4 protein-coding genes are annotated in these 7,276 nt (G+C 48.7%); 3 read left to right on the top strand and 1 reads right to left on the bottom strand.

Going from position 1 to position 7,276, the window contains the following annotated elements:
- The 3 genes from infB to Q1M25_RS06610 form a co-directional block, all read left to right on the top strand.
- Positions 1-2,305 (top strand): translation initiation factor IF-2 (infB, locus tag Q1M25_RS06600; RefSeq protein ID WP_300483170.1); only part of this gene is annotated, 2,305 nt, incomplete at its 5' end.
- A 350-nt stretch (positions 2,306-2,655) separates the two neighbouring features.
- Positions 2,656-5,394, top strand: a complete 2,739-nt coding sequence (locus tag Q1M25_RS06605; protein ID WP_300483172.1) for a calcium-binding protein — start codon at positions 2,656-2,658, stop codon at positions 5,392-5,394.
- Positions 5,395-5,504: 110 nt separating this feature from the next.
- Positions 5,505-6,062, top strand: a complete 558-nt coding sequence (locus Q1M25_RS06610; RefSeq protein WP_070504488.1) for a nitroreductase family protein — start codon at positions 5,505-5,507, stop codon at positions 6,060-6,062.
- 79 nt (positions 6,063-6,141) lie between these two features.
- Here the strand turns inward: Q1M25_RS06610 and Q1M25_RS06615 are convergent, their stop codons facing one another.
- Positions 6,142-7,023, bottom strand: a complete 882-nt coding sequence (locus Q1M25_RS06615) for a carbohydrate kinase (RefSeq protein WP_300483175.1) — start codon at positions 7,021-7,023, stop codon at positions 6,142-6,144.
- Positions 7,024-7,276 lie beyond the last annotated feature (253 nt).

A 7,276-nucleotide genomic window follows, 5' to 3' on the forward strand; every position in this document is an offset into this window, starting at 1 on the left:
AGCCGAAGCCAAGAAACCTGCCAAAGCCAAACAAGACAAAGGCAGCAAAGGCAAAGAAGCGAAAAAAGCAGCCAAACCTGCCGCTCCTGCCGCTCCTGCCGTACCGCAACCTGTCGTCAGCGTGGAAGAACAGGCTCAACGCGATGAAGAAGCCCGTCGTGCCGCCGCCCTGCGTGCGCATCAAGAAGCCTTGTTGAAAGAAAAACAAGAGCGTCAAGCACGCCGTGAAGCCATAAAACAACAGGCCGAGAAAGACTCAAAACCTACTAAAGAAGCCAAATCAGGCGAGCGCAATAAACCTGCCGAGAAAGCCAAAGCAGCATCTGGCGAAGGCAAATCCGAACACAACGCGCGCGGTAAAAAAGAAGACCGTCGTGAGCGTGATGAAGACACTCAAGGCCGTAACGCCAAAGGCAAAGGCGGCAAAGGCGGCCGTGACCGCAACAATGCACGCAATGGCGACGACGAGCGCGTACGCGGCGGCAAAAAAGGCAAAAAACTCAAACTTGAGCCAAACCAACACGCCTTCCAAGCGCCGACCGAACCTGTCGTACACGAAGTTTTGGTACCTGAAACCATTACCGTTGCCGACTTGGCACACAAAATGGCCGTTAAAGGCGTTGAAGTGGTTAAAGCCCTGATGAAAATGGGCATGATGGTAACCATCAACCAATCTATCGACCAAGACACTGCCCTGATTGTGGTGGAAGAACTCGGCCACATCGGTAAACCTGCCGCCGCCGACGACCCTGAAGCATTCCTGGATGAAGGCGTTGAAGCAGTAGAAGCCGAAGCATTGCCGCGTCCTCCGGTTGTTACCGTGATGGGTCACGTTGACCACGGTAAAACTTCCCTGCTGGACTACATCCGCCGCGCCAAAGTGGTACAAGGCGAAGCGGGCGGCATTACCCAACACATCGGTGCATACCACGTTGAAACCCCTCGCGGCGTGATTACCTTCTTGGATACTCCGGGTCACGAAGCGTTTACCGCCATGCGTGCGCGCGGTGCGAAAGCAACCGATATCGTGATTCTTGTAGTTGCAGCCGACGACGGCGTGATGCCGCAAACCATCGAGGCAATTGCCCACGCTAAAGCTGCGGGCGTGCCTATGGTGGTTGCCGTCAACAAAATCGATAAAGAGGCTGCCAACCCTGAGCGTATCCGCCAAGAGCTGACTGCGCACGAAGTCGTGCCTGACGAATGGGGCGGCGATGTACAGTTTATCGATGTTTCCGCTAAAAAAGGTCTGAACATCGATGCATTGCTCGAAGCCGTCTTGCTCGAAGCCGAAGTTTTGGAACTGACTGCCCCAGTCGATGCACCTGCCAAAGGTATCATCGTTGAGGCACGTTTGGACAAAGGTCGTGGCGCGGTTGCCACATTACTGGTTCAAAGCGGTACGCTGAAAAAAGGCGATATGCTGCTGGCCGGTACTGCATTCGGTAAAATCCGTGCAATGGTTGACGAAAACGGCAAAGCCATCAATGAAGCCGGCCCGTCTATCCCTGTCGAAATCCTCGGCTTATCCGACGTACCGAACGCAGGCGAAGATGCAATGGTATTAGCTGACGAGAAAAAAGCGCGCGAAATCGCCCTCTTCCGTCAAGGCAAATACCGCGACGTGCGCTTGGCCAAACAACAGGCTGCAAAACTGGAAAACATGTTCAACAACATGGGCGAAAACCAAGCCCAATCCTTGTCCGTCATCATCAAAGCAGACGTACAAGGTTCTTACGAAGCTTTGGCGGGCAGTCTGAAAAAACTGTCCACAGACGAAGTGAAAGTGAACGTGTTGCACAGCGGCGTTGGCGGCATTACCGAATCTGATGTCAACTTGGCCATCGCTTCCGGCGCATTCATCATCGGATTTAACGTCCGTGCAGATGCTTCCGCACGCAAACTGGCTGAGAATGAAAACGTGGAAATCCGTTACTACAACATCATTTACGATGCCATCGACGACGTGAAAGCCGCCATGAGCGGTATGCTCTCTCCGGAAGAGAAAGAGCAAGTCACCGGTACGGTTGAAATCCGTCAGGTTATCTCTGTTTCCAAAGTCGGCAACATTGCAGGCTGTATGGTTACCGACGGCGTGGTCAAACGCGATTCCCATGTCCGCCTCATCCGCAACAACGTGGTTATCCATACCGGCGAGCTATCTTCTTTGAAACGCTACAAAGACGACGTCAAAGAAGTCCGCATGGGCTTCGAGTGTGGTCTGATGCTCAAAGGCTACAACGAGATTATGGAAGGCGACCAACTCGAATGTTTCGACATCGTCGAAGTTGCCCGTACTCTATAATCAGACAGGCCGTCTGAAAAATCAGAAGCAGGTTTTGCAATGCGAAACCTGCTTCTTTTTTTCAGACGGCCTTTTTACAACCATTCATAGTTTGAAACTATGAAAATTGATGTGTGGTATATAAGAAACAAAACAGACATACAAGGCAAAGCCATTTAGCAAAGGAATAGACGGCAGACAAAGCCTGATAAAGCTCTCTATATATTGTCATATCTTAACGTTTCTGTTGTTTTTATCAAATTTCGGCACTAGTATATACAGCCTAAACACAATACAAATTAAGCAATACCGGCCATATGCCGGATACGTTTACTTCCTTGTTACTCTCATCAATATCTAAAGAAAATATCATGACAATCGAAAAAGCAATGCGCACCTCCAATGCGCAATTTGAATTACGACATTTAGAGCAATTACAACCTTCCGCCCTTGAACAAGTAACGACAGGCACGTCGGAAGATTACGTTTATTATGTAACCCTCACTGACGATACAATCATTGAAAACCCAAATGGCGGCGATGATACGGTTTGCAGCAACGTCAGCTATACCCTTCCAAACCACGTTAAAAACCTTGTTTTGACCGGTACAGCCAACATTTTCGGTGCTGGCAACAACAGCAACAACATCCTCATCGGCAATGAAGGCCACAACCGCCTCAACAGCGGGCGCGGTGACGACATCGTTTACGGCGGCGGTGGCAACGATGTCATCAATGGTGGCGAAGGCAACGACCTTCTTTTCAGCGAAACAGGCAATGACATCCTCAACGGCGAAGCAGGCAACGATGTGCTTGAAGGTGGCGAAGGCGATGATACCTACCTTTTCTCTGCCAAAAGCGAGCAAGACACCATCATCGACAATCAAGGCCACAACAGCATCCGCTTTCATACCGACCTAAGCCTTAACGATTTAACCGTCGAAGTCCGAAACAATGAAACCGGCGGCCATGACTGGCTGATTGCCGTGAAAAACAGCAACGCCGTTTTAACTATCAAAAACCAATACACTCAAAACGGTACAACACCGGCAGTCTCCCAATTCATCATCGGCACACAAAAACTGGATGTAAACAGCTTTGCCAAATATTTCAATATTTCCCTGACTGAGCATACCGAAAGCGGCAAGACCATCGCTGGCAGCGGCGGCAATGACCATCTGATCGGCACATCCGGCGATGATATTATCGATGGCAAAGCCGGTGCCGACATTATGGAAGGTGGAGACGGCAATGACACTTACTACGTTGATGATGTAAAAGACGTGGTGATTGAACAGGCTGACGGCGGAGAAGACACCGTATTCAGCAGCATTTCCCATACCGCCGCTACCTACGTCGAAAATGTTACCTTGACCGGCTCGGCCAATATTTTTGCCGCCGGCAACAACAGCAATAACATCCTGACCGGTAACGAAGGCCGCAACCGCCTCAATAGCGGACGTGGTGATGATACCGTTTACGGCATGGGTGGCAACGATAACCTCAACGGCGGCGACGGCAACGATTATCTGGATGGCGGCGACGGCAACGATGTCATCAACGGTGATGCAGGCGACGACATTTTAGTGGGCGGCAACGGTAAAGACATTCTGAAAGGCGGAGCCGGAAACGATACCTATATCTACGGCGACAACGATACCATTATCGACAACCAAGGCATCAATACCCTCAAGTTTTCAGACGGCCTGAACAATGCCAAGCTCAACCTGAAGACCATTCATAACGATGATGGCAGCCAAAGTTGGGAAATCACTTCGGAACAAGGTTCAGCCCTGATTCAAAACCAAATCGGTGCGGATGGCAGCATTTCCATCGACCGTTTCCAGTTCAACGACCAAACCTACACTGCCGCACAGTTCCAACAAACCTTCCAAGCGCTGAAGACCGAAACCATTAAACTCGTCGGCACAAACGACGATGATACCTTGCATGGCAATGCAGGCAACAATGAAATCGACGGCGGCAATGACGGCCATGATACCCTTTATGGCCACGATGGCGATGACATCTTGCGCGAACACAGTGCAACCTATTACAGCACTGAGCCGGATTCCGACGATAAACTTTATGGTGGCAACGGCAATGACAAACTCTATGCCCATGTAGGTGCCGACCAGCTTGACGGCGGCGCAGGCAATGATTATCTGGAAGGCGGCGAACACAACGATACCTATATCTTCGGCAAAGGTTACGGTCATGATACCATTTTTGACTTCAACTTCGGTTTTGATAGCGAGGCAAGCCTACACAGACTCAACGCTAATGTCGTTAAATTTACCAGCGACATTACCCTTGACGACCTCGAAATTACCGTTGAAAAAGGTTACGACAAAACCGAGATTGCCGACATGCCCGACAGCAACCAATTTGTATCTCCACCCCTGCTGAATGGCGACACTTGGCATATCCGCATCAAAGGCACAGACGATGTTTTAACCATCAAAAACCAAAGCGGTATTTATGGTGCGATTTCCGAGTTTCAGTTTGACGGCAATACCTCATACAGCACCGGCGAGCTAATCAACCACTTCAAACTGTCTATCCCGCACATGATCGGCAACACAAACATCGTCCAATACACCGGCCAACCCGTTGAAGAACTCAACCGGGATGTGTACAACAACTTCAACCACACCATCCATGCCGATAGCGACAACAGCGATTTAGATTTGTCGCGTTACACTTCTGTTGTCGAATACAGGGGCAACCGCAGTGATGAAACCATTACTTTGGGCCGAGGCATCAACATCGTTGATACGGCCGGCGGCAACGATACCATTACCGACCCCGGTTCCGAGCGTACGGTGATTATGTTCGGCAGAAACAGCGGCAACGACACCTTTAATCCGTATGGTGGCAGCGATACCCAAGTCCTTTTCAAAGAAGGGATTACGCTGAAAGATTTACAGTTAAAAACCGGCGATGATTGGGTATTAACCATCAAAGATACAGGCGACACCCTGACCATCCATGACATTGCCAACAATAATGTCGACAGCTTTGTATTCGGAAACGGTAAGAGCTACACCGCCGACGAAATCAGCAAAGCTCTGATTACTGAAAATACACAAAACAACGGTATCCTGTAAAACTCAAAGGCCGTCTGAAACCTTAATTCAGACGGCCTTAGTCCTTTGCTGATTTATTTATCGTTCTGTTATATAATTATTCTCATTCGAATCCACAAGAAAGAATAAAAATGGATGCCTTAAATCTCCTCACCACGCGTCGTTCTTCCAAAAAACTGGCTGCTCCGGCACCCAATGCCGAGCAACTGGAACAAATGCTGCAAGCGGCAACACAAGTACCTGATCACGGCAATATGCGCCCTTACCGCTTTACTGTGATTCAAAGCGAGGCCGGCTTACAACGTTTCCGTGAGCTTTTGAGCAAGACCGTTACCGAACTCAACTTCGGCGATGATGCCATGAAAAAGGCCGAACGCGTCGGCAACATGGCGCCTATGATTATCGGCGTTACATTCGCGCCGAACCGTGAAGTGGCAAAACCCAAACCTGAATGGGAACAAATGCTGACTGCCGGCTGCGCCGCCTATGCTTTACAACTGGCTGCTTCTGCTCAAGGCTTCGACAATGTTTGGATTACCGGCATGTGGGTCAACAGCCCATTGTTGCGCGAAGCATTTGAGTGTGCCGACAAAGACAAAATCATCGGCCTGATGATGATTGGTTCGCCGACCGAAGAAGGAAGTGGCCCGAAAAATACCAACTTAGAATGTTTTACAACTTATTGGTAAAGCCTGAAAATACTAAGGCCGTCTGAAAAACCTGATTTAATGGTTTTCAGACGGCCTTTTTATGTCTCTTGTCAAAATATCAAGCAGGATTCATAAACGCTTCAACTTCTTCCAAAGAAATATACGCCGTCGCGCCATGACGTGAAGCCACCAATGCACCCAGCGCACAAGCAAAAGCAATGGCTTCTTGAGGAGGCGCATTATTGAGCAGCTTGTAAGTCAAACCGCCAAGAAAGCTGTCACCGGAGCCGACGGTATCCACCACTTTGACGCGGAAACCGCAATGACGGTATAACTCGCCGTCCTTATACAAAACCGCGCCATGGCTGCCCAAAGTCACGCAAAGAATTTTGACGCCTGTCAGCTCAACAAGGTAGCCGATATTTTGCTCGATACTGTGATAAGGAGAGCCGTAAGCCGCAGCCAATTCATACAACTCATCATCATTGAGTTTGACCATATCAGACTGTTTCATGGTCTCCAACAAGCGGTCAATATCATAATGAGGCTTACGCAGATTAACATCAAAAATTTTGAATTTGGTTTCTTTCAGCAAAACAGCCAAACTTTTATGCGAAACCTCGTCACGGGTTGCCAAGCTGCCAAACACTAAAGCATCGGATTCTGCCACACGTTTGATTGCCGCATCATCAACCGCAATCCTGTCCCACGCGCAAGGATAAACAATCTCATAAGACGCACTGCCAGACTTGTCCAAGTGTACTTTCACCATACTGGTCGCACATTCGTGACAAACCTGCAAATAATCAGTATTGACGTTTTTACTTTGAATTTGACGTAGCAATTCCTCGCCATCGGCATCATCACCGCGACGGCTAATGATGGCAGTATCGATACCCAAAGACTGCAAACGGACAGCAACATTCAGGGGCGCGCCACCCAATACTTTTCCGTTTGGAAAATCGTCCCACAGCACTTCGCCGAAACTGGTTACTTTCATTCTTAACCTTCCTTATTTGAGGTTGATTGGCAGGGTCTGCACTCCCGACAGATTTTTTGCAAATCATGTACTTGTAGTAAAACTCCAGCATCGGGGGCAAAAGTATTATGTTTTAAAATATTGGGACTGACAAGCAATTAAGGGCATATCAGACAATAAACTTGATTCATCACAAAATTATATTGTTCCTATTTTTTCTTTTTCTTTCACGTTTATCCCCTCTCATTTCATTAAAACAAAACATTCTGAAATT

Origin of the sequence: uncultured Neisseria sp. (assembly GCF_951230505.1) — a bacterium.
Lineage (GTDB): Bacteria > Pseudomonadota > Gammaproteobacteria > Burkholderiales > Neisseriaceae > Neisseria.

Bases quoted from the DNA above. Each gene is read 5' to 3' on its own strand.
- Q1M25_RS06605 (WP_300483172.1), top strand. From the start codon at position 2,656: ATGACAATCGAAAAAGCAATGCGCACCTCCAATGCGCAATTTGAATTA.
- Q1M25_RS06610 (WP_070504488.1), top strand. From the start codon at position 5,505: ATGGATGCCTTAAATCTCCTCACCACGCGTCGTTCTTCCAAAAAACTG.
- Q1M25_RS06615 (WP_300483175.1), bottom strand. From the start codon at position 7,023: ATGAAAGTAACCAGTTTCGGCGAAGTGCTGTGGGACGATTTTCCAAAC.